The organism is Halorubrum halophilum, assembly GCF_000739595.1.
Taxonomy (GTDB): Archaea; Halobacteriota; Halobacteria; order Halobacteriales; family Haloferacaceae; genus Halorubrum; species Halorubrum halophilum.
On record NZ_BBJP01000008.1, the window covers coordinates 39,173 to 57,469 of the forward strand.

An 18,297-nucleotide genomic window follows, 5' to 3' on the forward strand; every position below is an offset into this window, starting at 1 on the left:
GAGATACTGGCCACGACCCGGCCAAGAATCCGTCTAACTGATCAGTATAGAGGATCTAGTTACCGCAGCTGTCCGGCGACCGAGCGGTCCGGAGGACCCGGAAGGTCGCCGGTTCGCTCGCCGAAGGCGAGGCCAAGAGCCGACCATCGGGAGGCTCGCAGGCTTTTGGTCGAGCTTTTGCCAAGGAGCGAGCAACGCGAGCGACTGCAGCAAAAGGTCGGGGTGCGGGAGAGTTTAGCAGGAGATTCGCTAGTTACTACCCCGAAAGAAACTGTGCGTGAACTTTTCTATGACACGCTCGCAGAAAGTAGTTTTACTCAAATCTCACTCCGCTACAGAGTGGCGAATACAAGTCGTCCTTCCCATAGGCTATATTACTTAGTAGTATAACTTGGTTATTGATGGCAGAGACTCAGCTTCAGCGGGCCAAAGCAGGCGAAATCACATCTGCTATGAAACGAGTTGCCGAGCGCGAAAACTGTGATCCGGACTTTGTTCGACAGCAGGTTGCCGACGGACAAGCCGTCATTCCGAACAATCATGCGCACGAATCGCTTGACCCGATGATTATCGGACGGGAATTTTCTACAAAGGTCAACGCGAACATTGGCAATAGCGACACGACTAGTGGTATCGAAGGCGAACTCCAGAAACTCCACACTGCGGTCCACTATGGTGCCGACACTGTGATGGACCTTTCAACCGGCGAGGATCTTGATGACATCCGTAGCGCTAATATCGAGCATTCACCAGTGCCGGTCGGAACCGTCCCGATTTACGAGGCTGTCAAGCGTGTTGACAGTCCCGCCGAGATCACCCACGAACTGCTGCTCGACATTATCGAGAAGCAAGCCAGGCAGGGCGTCGATTATATGACTATCCATGCAGGCGTGCTGATGGAACATCTTCCACTGACAGACGGCCGAAAGACTGGAATCGTCTCGCGAGGGGGGTCTATATTAGCCCAGTGGATCGAAGAGAATGGGATGCAGAACCCGCTGTACACGAAATTCGAGGAAATCTGCGAAATCTTCGCGGAACACGACGTGACGTTCTCATTGGGCGATGGCCTCCGTCCCGGTTGTCTCGCAGATGCGAGCGACGAAGCCCAGTGCGCCGAACTCGACACACTCGGCGAACTGACTCGGACCGCATGGGACCACGGCGTTCAAGTCATGGTTGAAGGCCCCGGTCACGTCCCAATAGACGAGATCGCCGATAACGTCGAACGCCAACAAGACGTCTGTGACGGTGCACCATTCTACGTCCTCGGCCCGCTAGTCACCGATGTCGCGCCGGGCTACGATCATATCACAAGCGCGATTGGGGCGACCGAGGCTGCTCGTGCAGGAGCGGCGATGTTGTGTTATGTTACACCGAAGGAACATCTCGGTCTCCCTGACGAAGAGGACGTGAGAGACGGTCTCGCAGCCTATCGGATTGCAGCCCACGCTGCTGACGTCGCGAATGATCTTCCGGGTGCACGTGACTGGGATGATGCACTTTCCGAAGCGCGCTACGAGTTCGATTGGCGCAGGCAATTCGAACTCGCACTGGATCCCGAGCGTGCCCAAGAATACCACGATCAGACATTGCCTGGCGACAACTACAAGGAAGCTCGTTTCTGCTCGATGTGTGGTGTCGAGTTCTGCTCGATGCGAATTGATCAGGACGCACGGGATGCCGACGGTGAGATGTCTTCGATTGATGACGAGACTAACCTTGACGCTTCGCCTGCTGCGGATGTGAATCTCCCGCCGGTTGGAACCCATGACACGAGTCGCGTTCCTGATGAAGTCGAAATCAATGGTGTCACATTTACTCCTGCAGAATCACACGCAGACGATTAACCTTCAACAGTTCTGAAATTTATTTTTAGGCCACTCAATACGAGTGATCGCGACTTCGAAACCTGTGCTGACTATGTATCCTGTACTTACCGATTCTTCTCGGTCTATTTCAACCATTGTAGCGTGACCGACTCAGAGCGTCTATCTATCAGTCTGGACACTAGTGATTTCGAATCGTGCGCCTTCCTCGTCGCTGTCGGTCACGGTGATCTCCCACCCGTGAGCGTCAACGAACTGCTTGACGATATACAGCCCAGGCCCTCACCGTTGGTTGAGTCCTCCAATTCAAACACCTGCTCACCCACGTCTTCAGGGATACTCGGCCCATCGGCAGCCACGTTGAAGCCGTCCTCCAACTCACCAATCGTCACGGTCACGTCCGCACTCCCGTATTCGACCGCATTCCGAATCAAATTCTCCACTACTTGTCGGAGCCGACTCGCATCAGACTGAATCGTTTGCTCTGTGTCGGTGACCAGCGTCGTATCGGCTGTTGGAATGGTCTGCCAGCACTCACTCACTGTCTCCGCAAGATCAACCGCCTCAACCTCGCTCCGCCTCACCCTTCATCCTTATCTGAACACTGCCGTAAATGGAAGCCCAAGAATTATACTCTCGTCAACTGAGTTGGATAGTGTGGTTTACGAGACAGGGTATCGCACCGTCGATGACGCTGTCGCCCGCGTACTCGACGGCGAGACGCTCGACCGCCGGGATGGACTCGCGCTGATGGCCCAGCCGGTCGAGCCACTCGCCGAGGGGGCGGATTACGTCCGCTCCCAGCTTGGCGACGACACTGTCGACGCGTGTTCTATCGTGAACGCGAAGGCGGGCAACTGTGCAGAGGACTGTGGGTTCTGTGCGCAGTCAGTCCACTTCGACACTGGTATCGACACCTACGGCTTTCTCGACCCCGAAGAAATCCTCAAGGCGGCCAAGCAGGCCGAACGCGACGGCGCCCAGCGCTTTGGTATCGTCGTCGCCGAGAAAGGCGTCTCCAAGGAAAAACGCCCCGACGAGTGGGACGACGTCATCCGCGCAATCCGCTTAGTACGAGACGAAACCGACGTCGAAGTCGACGCATCCCTCGGGATTCTCACCGAGGAAGAGGCCGCGATTCTCGCGGACGAAGGACTTAATCACTACAACCATAACATCGAAACCTCGCCGCGTTTCTTCCCCGAAATCGTCGGGACCCATGACTTCGAAGACCGCGTGAAGACGCTCGAAGTCGCCAAGGAAGCCGGCATGGACCTCTGTGCCGGAGTCATCCTGGGCATGGGCGAATCGCCCACCGACCGCGTGGACGCGGCCATCGCGCTCCAGGATCTCAGCGTCTCCTCGCTCCCTGTCAACATCCTCAACCCGGTCGCCGGGACGATGTTCGACGACCGGGAGGAAGCACTCATCTCCACGACGGAGACCGTCAAGACCATCGCGGTCTACCGACTGCTTCACCCGCACGCGAGAGTGCGACTCACCGGCGGCCGCGAGGTCAACTTCGCTGAGGACGAACAACACCTCCCCTTCGAGGCCGGTGCGGATGGCATCCTCACCGGGAATTACCTCACCACCGAGGGCCAGTCGCCCGGCGACGATATCGAGATGATAGAGCAGGCTGGCATGGAGCCCAATACCGAGGTCAACGATTTCGACCCGGAAGAAGTAAAATCCCGTGGCGACGACTCGGCCGACCCCGCGGACACGGCGGTCGGGACGGCCACGAGCAAGGCGGAACCGTCTGATGACTAACACAGAGATACAGCAACAGCTATGACCGACATCAATTTCGCCGTTCTCGGCACTGGTGGTATCGGGCGTCGCGCACTCGAAGTTTCCGCGGACAAAGACGAACTCACTCCCATCGCAGCTTGCGACCGCCACGGGGTCGCCGTCGACCACGACGGCCTCGACGTGGACGAACTGCTGGCCGCGACCGAGGGGAACATCGCTTCCGACGGCGGGACTGCCGCCGAAGTCGGCGGTGGCGGCATCAAGGAACACGGCGACGACAAGGGCGTCGTTGCCTCCGCACAGGCAGTGCCGACGGAGACGCCTATCGAGGACATCATCGCTGAACACGAGGCCGTCGACGCGGTACTCATCGCGCTGCCGAACCTCGAACACGACTTCATCCCCAACGTCGCCGAGCGCTTCGCGAACGCGGGCTACGAGGGCGTCCTCGTCGACGTGCTCAAGCGTTCGCGCGTCATCGGCATGCTCGATGACCGCGAGGAACAACTCAAAGAGTCAGGCATCACGTTCGTCTGCGGTGCGGGCGCGACGCCCGGCTTCCTCACGGGCGCGGCGGCACTCGCCGCCCAGTCGTTCGTCGATGTCGAGGCGGTCGAAATCTGGTGGGGCGTCGGCCTCAAGTCCGGCTACGAGGACAACCGTGGCACCGTGCGCGAGGACATCGCCCACCTCCCCGACTACGACATCGAGTCGGCACGCGCCCTTCCGGACGAGGAGATCGAGGAAATCGTCGACGCCCACGACGGTGTCATCGAGTTCAACGACATGGAGCACGCCGACGACGTGCTTCTCGAACGGGCGGGGATCTGCGACGCTGAGGACGTGACCGTCGGCGGCGTCCTTGACCTCCGCAACGACGAGAAGCCCACAACGACGACCGTCAAAGTCACAGGTCGCACGTTCGATGGTGAGGTCGGTACCAACACGTTCGAACTCGATGACGACACGAGCATGGAAGCCAACGTGAACGGCCCTGCACTCGGCTACCTGAAGGCTGCCGTCCGCCGCAACTGGACCGGCGATTACGGCGTCTACGGGCCTGCCGAGCTCATGCCCGGGTTTTGAACCGTGCAGCAGCAGATGGATCGAGGGTTCGACCTCGAAGCACGCCTCCAGTCCCGGGAAGAACGTGGGCTCCGTCGCGACCTCGCTCCTGTCGACCGTGTCGAGCCGAGGGCTCGCCGGGTGCCCGACCCCGGTGCCGACGTACCGGCCTTCGACGCCGATGCCGAGGAAATGCTGGTGTTCGCAGCCAACGACTACCTCGGACTCGCGGGAGACGCCAGACTGGCCGAGGCAGCCGCACGGACAGCCCATGAAGTCGGCACTGGCGCGGGCGCCAGCCGGCTCGTCGTGGGCGATACATCCGCTCACCGCGAGCTCGAACACGCACTGGTCAAATCGAAAGAAACCGAGCGTGCGCTGGCGTTCTCCTCGGGGTACGCCGCCAACATCGGGACGATTACGGCGCTCGCCCCCGACGCGATCTTCTCCGACGAACTCAACCATGCCTCCATCATCGACGGCTGCCGGCTCTCCGGCGCCGATATCGAGGTGTACGACCACTGTGACGCCAGCGACCTCCGGACGACCATGGACCGCCGTGCCCGCGAAGCAGATGGGGAGGAATCCTGGCTGGTCGTGACAGATTCGGTATTCAGCATGGATGGCGACATCGCTCCACTCAGAATGATATGTTCGGCCACCGAGCGCCACGGCGCGTGGGTGATGGTCGACGAAGCCCACGCGACGGGCGTGTACGACGGCGGCATGGTCGGTCAGCTGGGACTCGAAGATCGGGTTCATGTCCAGTTGGGGACCCTCTCGAAGGCGCTTGGTGCCCAGGGCGGGTTCGTCGCCGGGAATGAGATGCTCATCGAGTACCTGGCGAATGCGGCCCGTTCGTTCGTCTTCTCGACCGGGCTCTCCCCGCCTGCGGCGGGTGCCGCACAGGAGGCGCTACGTATCGCACGGGAGACGGACCGCCCCCAGACGCTCCAGGATCACGCCGATTACCTCCGGTCGGGGTTTGAAGACCTCGGCTTCAGGGTGCTCGGTGAGACCCACATCCTGCCCGTGCTGGTCGGAGACCGGGAGGATGCGGTTGCGCTCGATGAAGCGCTCCGGGACCGCGGGGTGCTCGCCCCTGCCATCCGCCCGCCGACCGTTCCCGTGGGGATGTCACGGCTGCGCGTCGCTCCCACAGCCGCACACACGCGCGAGCAACTCGACCGCTGTCTCGACGCGTTCGAGGCCGCCGGCGAGGAGGTGGGGCTGCGATGAGTTTCTTCGTGCTTGGCACCGGGACAGGTGTCGGCAAGACTGTCATCACTGCTGGCCTCGTGGGCTGGCTCCGCGACCGCGGCCGCGATGCAGTCGGTATCAAGCCCGCACAGACTGGCTTTCCACCGGACGACGACGCTGGCTTCGTCGCCGAAGCCGCGGGAAGCGAGGACGCCAGTGTCTGCCTGCGCTATCTCGAACCCGCGCTTGCCCCGGCAGTTGCCGCAGACATAGAAGATGCTGCCCTCTCTTATGACGAGATCCTACAGGGTTGTCGGAGCGAACTAGAGGCTGCCGACCCGGGTGTCGTCGAAGGGATTGGTGGTCTCCGGGTGCCGCTCGCTGAGGGGAAGGAGGTCGTCGACCTAGCCGCCGATCTAGGATTACCGACGCTCGTAGTCGCACGCTCGGGACTCGGCACGCTCAATCACAGCGCGCTGACCGTCAAGGCTCTCGAACGGCGCGGCCTTGACGTGTGCGGTGTGGTCCTTAACGATTACGCTGGCGAAACGCTCGCCGAGCGGACGAACCCCGACGTACTCGAATCGATGGTCGATCGGCCTGTGTACACAGTGCCGGGACTCGACCTTGACACGCCGGGCAAGGCGGTGACAGCGGTAAAGGAAAACCTTCCGCCGAGCGTATTACCTGAATAGCGCCTACGACGGACGCAGATGAATTGACAGATTCCGGGATTGATCCGCCTCAAAGCCGTATGCATTGAGACAACCAGTCTCAACTTCTGTGCCTCCTGTAGTTGCTCACAGTTTCGGAGGATAGGCTAGTTTCAGGTCGAATTAGCATCAATTCGTGGTGATTTTCAGCGTACTGGGATCAATTTTGAATTATTACTCTCGAACTACCAGACGAGCGTGCGTAATTGCGTGGATTTTGGCGCTGCTGGATACGGTTGTCACTCTTGAGCGGCGGACCCAGCAAGATCTCAACGGGTTAGTCGTGTGGAATCAACGACGAGGCAACGAGCTCAACACACTCACCCGCGGTCAACACTGGTGCGTAGTCCATCTCTCCGTCGACACCTGCTTTCAGCAGGAAATCGGTGAGCCGCCAGATATTGTACAAGAGTACGGCGAACACGAAGTAGAACAGGCGAACGCGGTAATCTTTCGAGGAGGTCTTCGCGAGAAAGTCGCCCTTGATGCTCTTGTACTCGCTCTCGATCTGCCACCGGCGGCTGTAACGCTGACAGAACGCCTCAGCCTCACCAGGTCCAACTCGAAGATTCGTCGCGAAGACGGCCGTTCCCTCCCCACTCGTCGACGGCACGTACAGGAGCCGCATTGGATGCGATCCAGATTCCACATGGACAGAAGCCGACTCAACAGCCACTTCTTGGTCGTCTTTGTCCATTTGTTCGAGTACATCCCGTTCGGAGCTGGAGACCCGCTTCGGAATGAGGTAGTTCACATCGAGGTTTGAGAGTGTCTGAAACACGCGTATCGAATCGAACTCCCGGTCACACAGCACTGTCTCGATTGGAACATGCTCTTTCGCTCGTCGAACGAGCGGTCGCACAGTACGATGGATCTGATTCGACGGGTTCTCATCCCACTCAGAACTCTCTCGCACTGGTTCGACCGCGAGAACGAGCGGAATGTTCTGCCCGATGATCGAAAGCGTCGCAAATTTGAACGCTCGACCGTCTCTATCCTTTGTCCCGCTGACCATCGGCATCTCCTCGACATCCCCGTAGTAGGGAATAGTCGTGATATCGATCGCAGCGGTAACTGGTCTCCGAAAAGATGCTTCAGAGGCGATCACGGAGAGCAAGCGATTCGTTGTCTCATTGAATCCGTTCACGAGCTCTTTGGGATCGAACTGCTTGACAGCGCGGAGGTGCGTGTCGCCGTGGGGACCGTACTCTTCACCACGACGGTATTGGAAGCGAGTCGCTCCCTGCCCGGTTCCACAGTGGACCATCCCCATGAACGTCTGTAGCTCAAAGAATTGTGTGTCCTCGTACGAGGCGTTCGACGCCCGACCAGAGTCGAAGTGTCCGAAGGCGTGATCACGCGCGAGGCGCGTTGTCTGAACAATCTCTTCCTGTGAGAAGAATTCGTCTTCTACTGAGTCTGCGGCTTCCTCAGTATCGTTGAGGATCTCTGCCTTTGGCCGAACCTCGGGCGCTGAAATGTCGCGATCGTGGACTTCCTTGATGACGAAGTGGGCGGCAGCGTGGATGTATTCGTGAACGGCGTTGTCGAATCGATTTCGCCACGCACGCGAGAACGCTGATTCGTCGGGTACCCGGCTGAAGCCGAGAATAGTAGCGACTTCCGGTTGTCGGGTAAGTCGTCGACTGAAGTCGGCGTATGAGTCACCCGTTATCTCCATGAACACGAACGAGAACACCACCGCGCGAAAGGAAAGTGGCGCAGGATGCCACGCTGGATACCCGTCTTCGATCGCGTCTATCGCGTGATCGAGATTCTCGAACGCGGTGACGAGATCGAACCCTTTGAGTTTGTTTCGGATGGTGATCCCGAGCTGGTATCCTTCACACAAAGGGCCCATGTCCTGATTTATATCGAAGGAGTGAACCACTACAACTGCTCATATCTCAAATGTCTTAATTAGAGCACTCTCGGTCGTTTCACGAACGTACAGCTCGACCGGAACGCCGACCGCGAACAGCGGAACCGCGATGGCCATCGAGTACGTTGCCGTCTCCAGTGCCGAATACTCGCAGATCAGCGGTGCGACTCAGATGACTCCAATTCATTCAAAATAAGAATGACCGAGAGAACAGTCGAAGCGTAACCGATTTCCTGTTTGGTGGTGGCTCATAGATGGATGTAGCCTTCGTGTAGTAGACCTTATTTGCCGGTCAGTCCGCACTCTTCGGCACCCAGATATTTCAGGCAAGGTTATGTATGGATAAAAGAAAACCGACAGATTCGGTAGAACTATCACGGTCAAGGAGATGATTAGTTTTATTAAATAACCAGTGAATTCATTTCCGTGAACCAATTTGATATTTTGTCAGGGAATTGTACAATACGTAATGATCATATAGAGATCAATAGCAGTAAGATGACTAGAGCTAAACGTCTATTAACAAACAGCTATACACTCCAAATTATTCTGTCAGCGACAATTCTATACATCACACTATCGATACTTCTTAATAATGGTATTTTCATCAGAAGTATAGCATTAGGTGGTTTGTTTAGTGGTTTATTTTTAGCTGCCCTGTTATTGTTAGGAAAATCAGTGTATAATAGGTATTTTAATGTCTCTGACGATAGTAAAATTCTGATTGAATCAATTGAGCAGATCATCCTGTCCAAACCAAATAAGATTGGGCACCCACAGATAATTATACGATACCATGAAGATGGTTCCGAGAAACTCAGAGTCTTACAACTAATGCCTACCTATTCAAAAACTGAGAGGGATAGTATATCAGATGTTGAGGATATTTTAGTCCAAAATAATTTGAATGTCAAATATCGTGACGAAATTGGGTAATAGCCTCCAAGTATCGTGTGTCGTCAACTCGTGACTCTCATTGACCATCTGTTTCCGCCGATAGTATATTCGAAAAATATTTCAACATATCTGTACACTGTCGCGCATTACACGCCTTCTGGCGCTGAGAAACAACTCAGTCGGAGGGAGTCAGTCTAGTCGTGGATCGCGATAGCCGTTGACAGCTACGTCGTCGATGTCGGCGGCTTTGAACTTGAAGCTAACCATCAGGTCCGGTTCCGCCAATTTTTGTTTTCAATAAGAAATCTGTCATTCGCTAAATATTGTGTAACAGCGCACCGAACATGAAGTAGAACAACTTGACGCAGTAATCCTTACCAGACTGTACGAATCTCAGTGAAAATGATTTTCGTATTCTGCTTTGAGCCGTTCTATTCGTTTCCCTGTCGGTGGATGTGTCGAAAACAATCGATGTTTGAATCGGGTAAACGGTACAACATCTCTAACAGAATCAGCTGTATCCGGTTCAACGATTGCGAAGGCTGATATAGACGTTCGCCGGAAATCAGTAGTGGGGCGCTCATCGAATGAGCTATCGATTGTTTCGAGTGCCGACACAAGGGCTGCTGGTTCACCAGTGATCGCAACCGCCCCACGGTCGGCGGCAAATTCACGCGTACGGGCGAAGGAGGATGATAGTAACCAAGAGAATATCCAAAGAGGAAAGACAAGTACAAGACCGACAAAGAGGATGGCGTCGGTATAATCTGCACGACTGACGACACCATGTTTGATTCCGGCCGTTGGACCGCTAAGTAATTCTTTAATGCGTTCGGCAGCGGCTACTGGCTGGGTTGAGAAAGTCATGACTGCTGTATCGTGATTTTTAATGTGAGCAACTTCATGTGCAACAACCGCACGTAGTTCTGACTCCTCAAGTGCGTTCAACAGCCCTTCACTGACGACTAACCGAGATGTACGGGCAGTAAAACCCGTTGTCAACGATATCGGCGTCTCTGTCGGTGCCACGTAGATTGTAGGGGCTGGGACGGCCACCTGATGTGCAATGTTACGAACTGTCGAAAGTAGCTCTGGATACTCAGCTTCCGACGCTCGCTGAGCACCGATGATTGCGATTACGTGGTCGGGTGCGTTACGCTCACCCCACAACACGATACTCAAAATAATTCCTGATATAGAGATGACCAATATATTAACTTTATCTCCGGTGAAGAGGTCGACTCCACTGCCAGCGACGATCCACAGAGACATTGTGATGAAGAACACTACGATTCCACTCACAAGTGCAGCTGCGAGCGTTGTCAAGACTAACACCGACAGCGAAAGCACGATCCACAACTGTAACCGCCTATTTGGGGACCAGTCCATGAAGGTACGTACGGATGGGTTTATATAAGACTTCAGTTGGCTCTATAAACTCGATCAATAGATGTGAAAATAAGCCACGCATCAAACACATCCTCCGAGATTGTGAGTTGCTAATACCGGGTATTTGCTGTACGGGATTCCCAGTTTTTGGGCAAATTAATCACGCTTCATCTGCTAATCTCGGGGAAAAGCCCGCTACATAACTATCAAAAAGTCATCTACACACAAAATCCGGTAAATTTGAAGAACAGCGTACTGATGGCTCTACGCGAACGGGCGAATGCGAAAGTCAGAGAGCGGCTATATCAGCCCGGTCAGCTGCCGATCGATAAACGCAATGAATCGCTGTGCAGTTATCCGCGGCTTCGACCGGAAATCCACGTCAAGCCCAGCCTGAACGAGAAAATCGACCATCAACCAGGCGTTGTACAGGAGGACTGCGAATCCGAAATGGAACAGTCGGACGCTGAAATCCTTCGACGTCGTCCACGCGGTGAACTCCTTGATCTTCTTGTACGCCGTTTCAATCCCACCACGACGATTGTACTGCTCGACCTTCCGCTTCGTCTGTCTGCGGTCAAGCGCGATTTCATCCTCTGCGTGCGTGTTCGTATAGAACGGAACCGCAGCCTGATCCTCTTCAGGAATGAGTTCTTCGCCCTCATCAGCTGTCTCACCGTACCCGTACTGGTCGTCGTCAGGGTCACCGGGTAATCCGATGAGCGTTGTCGTGACGCGCTCGTTCGACACGCCGTGTTTCACCGCGCCACGTAATGCCCATTCTTGCTCGACGGACACGATTCCGCGCTCCATGTCCACGTTCCTATTGAGCCAGCGTTTTGTTCGGTCATTCCGTGGAGCTGGCATCAAGTACCTCATGTTGTGCTGTTCAAACGCTGAAATTGTATCTGCGGATGCGAACTCTCGGTCAGCGTACACGCATCGCGGTGTCACGTAGTGTTTCGTCATGGAGAGGAGTTCTCGAACGACATCCCCAATTACGTACGATTTCTCTTTATTACCTGGGTACGCTTGATTGTCGGTGAAGTCTGGGTTGCCGACCGGCAGCATCCCGACGACCATGTGGACGCCGTCTCCAACGAGTGTTGCAGTAGCGAATTTATGACACCACTTGTACTGCTTATGATCGGGTGTGCCGGTCACCCATTCTAGTCCGTCGCGTTCACCATAGTACGCGACGTATGTGATATCAATCGCCATGAAAACGGGGTCTGGGAAGTCAGCGTACGGTTTGATGCGGGTCAACGCACGGCGCGCTGCGTTATTCACCATATCGGTGATTCCCTGAACGGAAAGTTGGTGAATTGCGTTCAACAGCGTTTCTCCTCTCATTCCGTCCTCATAGAACGGGTCTTCAGTCGGGTGAATATCTTTGTTCTCCGCGAGTTTATCGCCGTGGATGTCCGCACCGCCATTCGCGGCTTCACCCTCCATTCCCATGACGGCCATCAACTCTAGAAAATCGTCTTGGTCGTAAATGGCATGCTCAGGACGAGGGATATCAAGCTCGGGAAACACGACACCAGCCATTTCGTCTAGCACTTCTTTCGTTTTCTTCCGAAGGAGACGTTGCTCTGTGCGTTTCGATTTCCCATCTGTTTCTTCGATTTTTAGCCCGGTGTGTCCGCCGATTGGACTGTCGCGTTCCGTGGCGATCTCGTCGATTGTTTTCGCTGTCGGTTCGATAGTCTCCTGTAGAGACTCGAATCGTTCTCGCCATGCACGAGCGAACGTGTCTCCGTGCGGGATTTCCTCCTCGTTGAATCCGAACGCTTCAGCGATCTCTGGGTTCGATTTGAGACGGTCGGACAGCCCAGTAACGGATTCATCCTCGGTTTTTGCCCACAACATTGCCAAGAACATCGGCTCGAAAGCGGTTGTTTCAGCGTGCCACTCAGGGTACGAGTCATCACGCTGGTACATTGAGACATCAAGTTCCTGACCGAGCTCCGCCCAATCAGTACCATGCTCTATGACCTCGTCAGCTTGCTTTGAGATCATATTCAAAGTGCTGTGTTGAATAGATGCTGAGTCACGGTTACAGCGGCTCACACAGTGGTTCTATGTTGGTGATGGCGAACATCAAGACGATTTCACGGAACTGCCGATACCAGCCCAGCGCTCGCACGGCATCGCCGAGCGAGCGCTTGGTTGTTGAGTACGATGTTTCGGCCATCCACCGCTGAGAGTAGCCCTTCGCTCGGTTGAGTGCGTTATTCGCAGCTGCTTTCGCTGACGACCCGCGGTAATGAACGAGGTACTCAACGTCATATGCGGCGATTTCGTACTCGGTATGCCAGTCTTGGAAGCCGTTGTCGGCGGCGACGGACTGCAGGTCGTCCGCGTTTCGGCGGACGACCTGCGGTCCGGTCTTCGTATCATGCTTCCACCGTGCGTTGATGTGAACGTCGAGAACAGCAAGCGATTCCACATCAGTCAATGTCGTCACTTTCAGCGTCTGTATCGTCCGTCCTGCCCGCTGACGAAAGTACGATGACGCACGTCGGCGATCGAAGAACGTGCTGTCGAGCGCAGCGTGGCCAGACTGCGGGTGCTGCTGCGCGGAAACGCGCAGCAGCGCCCGCCACACCCACATTTTCAGCCGGTCAAACGACTTGTAGATCGTCGTGTGATCGGGGAGATCGTCCCGGTCTAGGTCGAGAGCGTCACGAACTTCATCCATATACTTCAGCCGATTCGGCGTTTCACGGTAGCTGTGGGTCTCTTCGACCCGAAAACAGTGAAGAACAACGTGGACCCAGCGGGCGAACCCGCCGCTGGCGGGCTCGCCCGCGTGCTTCCCCAACGCTTGTTTAGCTAGGTGACGACACTGCTCGATGAAGTCGAGGATATCGATTTCCATGGTAGGTTCGATTTCCTCGGCTTCACCCTTCTAAACCGGTGATATCGGCTAATAAGATCGCTCTTCAACAGAGCAGTCCGATCGAGTATCCAACTACGGTAATCACTCCAGAGATGATTGCTCCGCTTCCAACTGGGAATATGAAAGCGCCCGGACCTGCCGCGACTGGGATAAACAAATTGAGTGTGAAAGCGAAACTCGGGCCGAATGCGAGTATCCAATTCCCAACGAGATCTGTACCCTGAAACGCCCGGAAGACAACGATGGCGGTAATAAGGAGCGCGCCCACCCAAACAATAGCCGATTGTACTGAAGTTGACGGCTCCAAGTCCCAGACCCGCAGTCCAGTCAACGTCCCGAAAACAAAGAGAAAGGCGGCCGTAGCCACTAAAATTTCACTTGTTCCCTTGTTCAAGAACATACACATTTATTTTATCCTCCATTACGTGTACTTTGCGGGTCAAACCGGGATGATCTAAGCGATCTGCGAGTTCCCTACTTTGAGGGGACTGCCGTTTCGTTCTTTGTCATTCTCGGGGTTAGGACCAACCCGGCTCCCACGATGATGAGTCCGATCGGGGTAAGGATCGCTGGGAGTGGGGTACTACATTCGTTCACTCCGTCGGGCGTGTACAGGAAGTTTCCATCTTCCACACCGATTATGCCGACTCCCTGCCCCTCTCCTTCTGGAACACCGACGTCTGTACAACCCCCGAACATCATGCTGGGGAACGACATCAATAGTGCGAGAGAGATAGTAATCCCGACAGAGAGTAAAACGGTGCCGAGGAGGGCTATTCGGTTCATATCAAATCCTATCCGCTGTTAAACAAGTGTTTTGTGGGGATTAGGAGTGATTGCGTATATTGGGCTCAGGTTCTGTTGAAACCCTTCAGACAGATTCTCACCTGAAACAGCTGGTCGCTGAAGGCTGCTTATTGAACCCGGTCATAGAGTACCTGCCCGTTTTGGAATTTTATTTCACCCGAAAGCACTTATTCTCAGTCAAGTCATTTTGAACTAATGAAAAGACGCCAATTCCTCGCCGGAACCGTCCCCACGGCATCCGTAGCTTTGGGCGGATGCCTTGGGACCGGTCCGTCTTGTTCGGGAGAGGATAACTGGCCACCGAATGTCCAAGTGGAGGAATTGGAACTCACACCGGGCGACTCGGAATCCTTCGAAATACAGGTAGACGGTATTACTGGATTCTCGTTCGACTCACGGTTGTATTCATGCGGTACGGATGCGCCAGTCAGATTTGGGGATGTCGACACCTCACCAGCGATAGATGCTCAACTTGACTCGTGCCCGCCAATATGGATATGGGATGACTGTACACGTGTGACGGTAGATGTGCCGGTTCATCTTGATCCTGATGCCGAAACCGGAACCTACGAATACGGTTTCAGCGTTAGGGAAACGATCAGCGATCGGAACTCACATGACTACGAATATGCGATCACGGTGACTGAGAACTGAAACCTGACTGAGAAGCACTAAGCGTACCTTCTGTACTGACCGATCTACAGTCGATACTTCTGGAGTTGTGTGGCAGAATCAACGGCAAGATCGCGCTTGCGAATCAGTCACATCGTAATTTCTTAGTTTTCAAGGCGTAAAACGCGGATTGTGTATGGTTCCCGTTGACACTCAAACCCTCCTACTGGGTGAGGATCGAAAACGAACAAGACAGTGGAGTATCGGTGCTGGAATACTCTTTGTTGTGTCGCTGTTCTACTTCGCGGTAGTAAGGACAGTAGACGTTCCCCTGCTTGATACGGTTCTGTGGTGGCAGGGGTACGCTGTTCTACTCACGGGTTTCGTTGCGGTCCAAGCGTACTCCAACGGTGGGATCGGAGTGAGTTGGTTGCTCGTGTTCGCTGCGGTTGCTGGAGTTATCCTGAACTTCGGTGGTATCGCATTAACTGGGGCCAAGCCGGGGCTATTGCTGCTTATCGGATACGCATTTGTCGGAAGCGCAGTTGTTGCGGCGATCCTAGGGACGCTCGGCTTTGGCATCGGAACTGTAGTCCGACGAATTACTAGATAGGCTCCCTGTATTGACCGTAGCCGGGTCAGAATATTCACTTGCTGAGGATTTCAGCAAACCCGTTTGAGTCGATAGATTCGTCCTTTCGTTTGGCCTTCAGAGACGATCAGATTGTAGTGTTCAAGCTTGGCGAGATAATTCCGAACCATGCGCTTCGACTTCGCATCGTCGACCCGATCGGTGTACTGATCGTAGAGTGTGGCCGGATCAATCTCTTCGTCCTCTGTGAGTATCTCGTAGAGCACACGCTGGTCATCGGTGAGCTTGTCGATAGTCTTCTGCTGAATTTCCGATTTCGTTTCCGAAACAGAATCTTCAATGACTGAGTGCGGAATCGCGTCGAGATTATTGTAGCTAGCAGTCTGAGCGGCATTACGGAGGATACCGATAGCTTTGCGTGCATCGCCTGCGGCCTTATCCGCGATCAACTCCATCCCCTCTTGATCAAGAGCGCCGTCGACGAGCCCCCAGTGAACACGATCTTCGAGGATGGCGGTTAATCCGGTGAGGTTGTAGCGTCCGAAGCGAATTCGAACACTACTACTAAGACGGCTGTTGAGTCGGTCATCTAGGTGTGCAAAGACGTCTTCCTCACGGTTCGCAATGAGAATCATCGCAAGGTTTGGAATCCGATACAGGTCGTATAGCAGGCTCTTATCCTCGAGCTGGTCGACCTCATCTAGGATGACAATATAGGGATCATCGACATTCCTGCGGAGCCGCTCGAGGAGCTCGTCTTTGGGGGTTGACTTCCGATGAATATCGACTGTACTGCTAATCCCATCGAGAATCCGGTAAAGCGTCTTGAAGCGGGTGTAGTCCTCCCAGCAGTTAACGTACTGATGAGTAAGGTCAAACGTGTTCTCGCGTAGCCGTTCGACCGTGTACTGAGCGATGCAGGTCTTTCCCGTACCTGACGGGCCGTAGAGAAACGATGTCTCAGCATGGTTACCGTCCATCACCGGCCGTAGCGTGTCTGAGAGGTGGCCGACTTCAGCGGAGCGGTGCTTCACCTCTTGAGGAATGAATTCAGGTTGTAACACCCGTGCATCCAGTATCATATGCCCGGAATGCGGCTGGAGAATATTAAACGGAAGTGTGTAATTTCCGAATTTCCGGCTCTGGTGAAGTCCTCAGTAGGTACTATTTGTTACTCCCGTTCCGGTCAATACAGGGAACTCACGAATCGCTCAGTACAGATGGTTAATTAAGTGCCTCGAATAAGAATAATGAGATATGCCAGATGGAAATCCTTCTACACTTTTTGAAAAGAAACGTGAGGGACGCCCACCAATAGATGTTCTCGGTCTTGTAGCCGGATTAGCGGTGTTCGCAGCCCTCTCATTCTTGTTTGCCGCATTGTCCCAGTTATCGGGGCCAGCTGTTGAAACTGGGATCAGTCCTCAAACGGTCGCTGCTCTCCGATGGAGTGCGATAGGGATTGTACTGGGTGTACTGGCGGTCTTTGTATATCAAGGAAGGCTCATCGGCTGGTATGGAACACTCGTAGCGGCGGTGATTGGTGCGATTCAGGCTGTGAGGATAGATATTCCATTAATGATATTGATTATCTACCTATCACTTCCGCTGATCGTGCTCACTCTCCTGTTGGTACGTCGTGACACATTTTTGGGTCGTTAGATACGCACTCTTCAGCGAACAGCGGTTTCAGACGAAAACGCCTCTACAGAAAGTATCGGCTTTGTTGAAATCCTCAGAGAGTTACATGTTCACCGTATAATTCCACGAGATGAAGGCCCTCCCGAAGTCACAGATTCTCCGGTTTGCTGAGAAGGCGATCCATCTGGCCCGTCGAGCCGTTTCTCGATACTCCTCGAAATTCTCCAAACACCGCTATACACTTCCGCAGCACGTCGTTCTGCTGTGTCTCAAAGTTCGGAAGAACACGACCTATCGTGGCCTGCTTGACGAACTGATCGAGATGCCACGCATTCGTCACGCCCTCGGATTAGCTGAACTTCCTACGCCATCAACGCTTTGTAAGGCGTTCAACCGGCTTGATATGACTGTATGGCGTGCTATATTGACTCTCTCAGCGACGCTACTTCCGACGAGCGGTGTCGTTGGAGTTGATGCGTCAGGATTCGACCGCAGTCACGCCTCAAAACACTACACGAAACGAGCCGAACTCACGATTCAGCAGCTCAAAGTGACGCTGTTGGTTGATGCGAAGGTTAACGCAATCCTCGATCTCCACGTGACGACGACACGAAAACACGATAGCCAGATCGCTCCATCGTTGATCAAGCGCAACCTCAAAGATATTGACATTCTCCTCGGTGACAAGGGCTACGACGACCAGAAGATCAGGCGACTTGCTCGTCAACACAAGGTTCGGCCACTGATTAAGCATCGTGAGTTCACGCCACTCCACCGGGCATGGAACGCACGCTTAGACACTGATCTCTACGGCCAGCGGAGTCAATCAGAAACTGTCAACTCAACACTCAAGCGGAAGTATGGTGCGTTCGTGCGCTCACGACGGTGGTGGAAGCAATTCCGTGAACTCACTATTGCCTGTCTCAGTCACAACATCGACCGATCACTCTGAGTGGCCAAGAAACGTGAAGGAAAGATCGCTCAATATAGATGAAGGACGTACCACTTAG

Annotated in this window: 17 protein-coding genes; 9 read left to right on the forward strand and 8 right to left on the reverse strand. The window is 54.5% G+C overall.

The window, feature by feature from the left end; genetic code table 11:
* Positions 1 to 401: 401 nt before the first annotated feature.
* Complete coding sequence (thiC, locus tag ACP96_RS03000) at positions 402 to 1,850, forward strand: phosphomethylpyrimidine synthase ThiC (RefSeq protein WP_050032115.1); 1,449 nt, start codon at positions 402 to 404, stop codon at positions 1,848 to 1,850.
* A gap of 200 nt (positions 1,851 to 2,050) precedes the next feature.
* On the opposite strand, the gene ACP96_RS19860 is transcribed toward thiC, so the two are convergent.
* Entirely contained in the window at positions 2,051 to 2,413 is a 363-nt protein-coding gene (locus ACP96_RS19860; RefSeq protein ID WP_050032117.1) for a sensor histidine kinase, read from the reverse strand.
* 73 nt (positions 2,414 to 2,486) lie between these two features.
* Here ACP96_RS19860 and bioB point away from each other — a divergent pair, with 73 nt between their 5' ends.
* The 4 genes from bioB to bioD are packed head-to-tail and all read left to right on the forward strand — an operon-like array spanning position 2,487 to position 6,544.
* On the forward strand, positions 2,487 to 3,602 hold the full coding sequence (gene bioB, locus ACP96_RS03010) for a biotin synthase BioB (RefSeq protein WP_050032119.1): 1,116 nt from the start codon (positions 2,487 to 2,489) through the stop codon (positions 3,600 to 3,602).
* A 21-nt stretch (positions 3,603 to 3,623) separates the two neighbouring features.
* Positions 3,624 to 4,670 (forward strand): hypothetical protein, encoded by a 1,047-nt coding sequence (locus ACP96_RS03015; RefSeq protein ID WP_050032120.1) that lies wholly within the window; start codon positions 3,624 to 3,626, stop codon positions 4,668 to 4,670.
* Between the two features lie 15 nt (positions 4,671 to 4,685).
* Positions 4,686 to 5,888: an aminotransferase class I/II-fold pyridoxal phosphate-dependent enzyme gene (locus ACP96_RS03020; protein WP_050032136.1), complete on the forward strand. Its 1,203-nt coding sequence runs from the start codon at positions 4,686 to 4,688 to the stop codon at positions 5,886 to 5,888.
* Positions 5,885 to 6,544 (forward strand): dethiobiotin synthase, encoded by a 660-nt coding sequence (gene bioD, locus ACP96_RS03025; RefSeq protein ID WP_050032121.1) that lies wholly within the window; start codon positions 5,885 to 5,887, stop codon positions 6,542 to 6,544. Before ACP96_RS03020 ends, bioD begins: the two co-directional genes overlap by 4 nt.
* A gap of 295 nt (positions 6,545 to 6,839) precedes the next feature.
* Here bioD and ACP96_RS03030 read toward each other — a convergent pair whose 3' ends face one another.
* The 6 genes from ACP96_RS03030 to ACP96_RS03045 all read right to left on the reverse strand — a co-directional run bounded on the left by ACP96_RS03030 (position 6,840) and on the right by ACP96_RS03045 (position 14,421).
* Positions 6,840 to 8,423: a transposase gene (locus ACP96_RS03030; protein ID WP_050032137.1), complete on the reverse strand. Its 1,584-nt coding sequence runs from the start codon at positions 8,421 to 8,423 to the stop codon at positions 6,840 to 6,842.
* Between the two features lie 1,311 nt (positions 8,424 to 9,734).
* The gene (locus ACP96_RS17480) at positions 9,735 to 10,730 is read right to left on the reverse strand and encodes a M48 family metallopeptidase (protein WP_082222446.1); all 996 of its coding nucleotides are present in this window, start codon (positions 10,728 to 10,730) and stop codon (positions 9,735 to 9,737) included.
* A gap of 300 nt (positions 10,731 to 11,030) precedes the next feature.
* Positions 11,031 to 12,752, reverse strand: a complete 1,722-nt coding sequence (locus tag ACP96_RS03035; RefSeq protein WP_050032122.1) for a transposase — start codon at positions 12,750 to 12,752, stop codon at positions 11,031 to 11,033.
* 37 nt (positions 12,753 to 12,789) lie between these two features.
* A complete protein-coding gene (locus ACP96_RS03040) occupies positions 12,790 to 13,614 on the reverse strand; it encodes an IS5 family transposase (protein ID WP_050032124.1) in 825 nt (274 codons plus the stop codon).
* A gap of 64 nt (positions 13,615 to 13,678) precedes the next feature.
* Positions 13,679 to 14,035 carry a hypothetical protein gene (locus ACP96_RS18420; protein WP_154020385.1) on the reverse strand — a complete coding sequence of 119 codons (357 nt, stop codon included), beginning with the start codon at positions 14,033 to 14,035 and terminating at the stop codon, positions 13,679 to 13,681.
* Positions 14,036 to 14,109: 74 nt separating this feature from the next.
* Complete coding sequence (locus tag ACP96_RS03045) at positions 14,110 to 14,421, reverse strand: hypothetical protein (protein ID WP_050032125.1); 312 nt, start codon at positions 14,419 to 14,421, stop codon at positions 14,110 to 14,112.
* Between the two features lie 216 nt (positions 14,422 to 14,637).
* Here ACP96_RS03045 and ACP96_RS18425 point away from each other — a divergent pair, with 216 nt between their 5' ends.
* Both ACP96_RS18425 and ACP96_RS03050 read left to right on the forward strand, forming a co-directional pair.
* Positions 14,638 to 15,096, forward strand: coding sequence for a hypothetical protein (locus tag ACP96_RS18425; RefSeq protein ID WP_154020386.1), 459 nt, complete (start codon positions 14,638 to 14,640; stop codon positions 15,094 to 15,096).
* A gap of 154 nt (positions 15,097 to 15,250) precedes the next feature.
* On the forward strand, positions 15,251 to 15,667 hold the full coding sequence (locus tag ACP96_RS03050) for a hypothetical protein (RefSeq protein WP_050032127.1): 417 nt from the start codon (positions 15,251 to 15,253) through the stop codon (positions 15,665 to 15,667).
* A gap of 50 nt (positions 15,668 to 15,717) precedes the next feature.
* Here ACP96_RS03050 and ACP96_RS03055 read toward each other — a convergent pair whose 3' ends face one another.
* Positions 15,718 to 16,728 carry a Cdc6/Cdc18 family protein gene (locus ACP96_RS03055; protein ID WP_050032128.1) on the reverse strand — a complete coding sequence of 337 codons (1,011 nt, stop codon included), beginning with the start codon at positions 16,726 to 16,728 and terminating at the stop codon, positions 15,718 to 15,720.
* Positions 16,729 to 16,903: 175 nt separating this feature from the next.
* Between ACP96_RS03055 and ACP96_RS17485 the strand changes: the two genes are divergently transcribed.
* Both ACP96_RS17485 and ACP96_RS17490 read left to right on the forward strand, forming a co-directional pair.
* A complete protein-coding gene (locus ACP96_RS17485) occupies positions 16,904 to 17,308 on the forward strand; it encodes a hypothetical protein (RefSeq protein ID WP_082222447.1) in 405 nt (134 codons plus the stop codon).
* A 109-nt stretch (positions 17,309 to 17,417) separates the two neighbouring features.
* Positions 17,418 to 18,239, forward strand: a complete 822-nt coding sequence (locus ACP96_RS17490; RefSeq protein ID WP_082222448.1) for an IS5 family transposase — start codon at positions 17,418 to 17,420, stop codon at positions 18,237 to 18,239.
* Positions 18,240 to 18,297 lie beyond the last annotated feature (58 nt).

Coding starts and splice junctions, on each gene's coding strand:
- ACP96_RS18425 (WP_154020386.1), top strand. CDS start 14,638: ATGAAAAGACGCCAATTCCTCGCCGGAACCGTCCCCACGGCATCCGTA.
- ACP96_RS17490 (WP_082222448.1), top strand. CDS start 17,418: ATGAAGGCCCTCCCGAAGTCACAGATTCTCCGGTTTGCTGAGAAGGCG.
- ACP96_RS17485 (WP_082222447.1), top strand. CDS start 16,904: ATGCCAGATGGAAATCCTTCTACACTTTTTGAAAAGAAACGTGAGGGA.
- ACP96_RS03055 (WP_050032128.1), bottom strand. CDS start 16,728: ATGATACTGGATGCACGGGTGTTACAACCTGAATTCATTCCTCAAGAG.
- ACP96_RS17480 (WP_082222446.1), bottom strand. CDS start 10,730: ATGGACTGGTCCCCAAATAGGCGGTTACAGTTGTGGATCGTGCTTTCG.
- ACP96_RS03030 (WP_050032137.1), bottom strand. CDS start 8,423: ATGGGCCCTTTGTGTGAAGGATACCAGCTCGGGATCACCATCCGAAAC.
- ACP96_RS03020 (WP_050032136.1), top strand. CDS start 4,686: ATGGATCGAGGGTTCGACCTCGAAGCACGCCTCCAGTCCCGGGAAGAA.
- ACP96_RS18420 (WP_154020385.1), bottom strand. CDS start 14,035: ATGTTCTTGAACAAGGGAACAAGTGAAATTTTAGTGGCTACGGCCGCC.
- bioD (WP_050032121.1), top strand. CDS start 5,885: ATGAGTTTCTTCGTGCTTGGCACCGGGACAGGTGTCGGCAAGACTGTC.
- ACP96_RS03050 (WP_050032127.1), top strand. CDS start 15,251: ATGGTTCCCGTTGACACTCAAACCCTCCTACTGGGTGAGGATCGAAAA.
- ACP96_RS03045 (WP_050032125.1), bottom strand. CDS start 14,421: ATGAACCGAATAGCCCTCCTCGGCACCGTTTTACTCTCTGTCGGGATT.
- thiC (WP_050032115.1), top strand. CDS start 402: ATGGCAGAGACTCAGCTTCAGCGGGCCAAAGCAGGCGAAATCACATCT.
- ACP96_RS03040 (WP_050032124.1), bottom strand. CDS start 13,614: ATGGAAATCGATATCCTCGACTTCATCGAGCAGTGTCGTCACCTAGCT.
- ACP96_RS03015 (WP_050032120.1), top strand. CDS start 3,624: ATGACCGACATCAATTTCGCCGTTCTCGGCACTGGTGGTATCGGGCGT.
- ACP96_RS03035 (WP_050032122.1), bottom strand. CDS start 12,752: ATGATCTCAAAGCAAGCTGACGAGGTCATAGAGCATGGTACTGATTGG.